The 987-nt window shown below is 70.4% G+C and carries 1 protein-coding gene; it reads right to left on the bottom strand.

Translation table 11 applies throughout. The features are described from left to right. Positions 1 to 873, bottom strand: an 873-nt coding sequence (locus E3D03_RS20905) for a phage portal protein (protein WP_263568540.1), incomplete at its 3' end; no start/stop codon positions are given. Positions 874 to 987: the final 114 nt, after the last annotated feature.

The raw sequence follows: 987 nt of genomic DNA, 5'->3' as shown, positions 1-987 counted from the left end.
CACGGAGGGCGCGATGCCCTGCTGCGCCTCGTCATCGCCAAAGACGATGGCGGTGACGCAGGCCTCGGTCTTCTTGCGGACCAGTTCCGCCACCTCATAGTCGTCGAGATCGCGCAAGCTGCGGATCACCGGCGCGCCCCAGGGAACGCCACGCGCCTGCGTGCGCTGCTTTTCATAGACATGGGCGATCTCGGTCGCGGGGACCGGGCGGCTTTGCAACCCATTCTGCAAGGCGCCATAGGCGTCGCCGGGATGCTCCGCGTGCAGCCAGTAGGCGCGGCGTTTGCCGACCGGGTCGAACTCGATCCCCTGCACAAGGCGGCCTGCGCCGAGGGCGCCGGATTTCGTGGCGTCGAGGAAGTCGGCCTCCAGCACCTGCAGCTGCAGCGGCACTGGCAGACCATCCGAAGACCGGCGCAGGCGACGGCGCACCAGCACCTCGCCTGCCTCGACCATCTCGCGGCAGATCAGCGTCTGCAGGCCGTAGAAGTCGAGCTGGCCGTCGGCATCGCAGTCCGCCGTCCAGCGCTCGAACAGCACATCGACCTTCCGGTCCAGCTTGTCGTCGCCGCTCGCGGCGCGAGGCATGATCCCGGCGCCGATGATGTTGTTGACCAGCACCGCGACGGCCTTGGCCGCATGCGGGTTGTTGCGCACCAGATCGCGCATCCGGTCGCGCAAGAGCGCCCCGGCCACGCCGATCTCGGTGTCGGCGGAGGATCCCGGCGCGCGCCAACCGTCCGTCCGTCGCCCGCGCGCGGCGCCGTCGTACCCCCGCGTCAGCGTCTCGAAGGCCTGACGCGCCATCACGCGGCGGGCCGCCATGCGCGGGGCCACCGTGGCGATGGCGTGATCGAACCAGGTCGCCGACATCAGCGATCCCCGCGCGAGAAGCTTGCGAGCCCGGCCACCGGCAACGGCCGTGTCGTGCCCGCGATTGCGCACTCGATGGTGCGGATGCGGGCCAGCAGATCCTCGGCCGAGCCG

This window comes from Paracoccus sp. DMF, assembly GCF_004407025.1.
GTDB lineage: Bacteria > Pseudomonadota > Alphaproteobacteria > Rhodobacterales > Rhodobacteraceae > Paracoccus > Paracoccus aminovorans_B.
The sequence above is the reverse complement of the archived record's forward strand: the minus strand, read 5'-3'. Positions and strand labels throughout refer to the sequence as shown.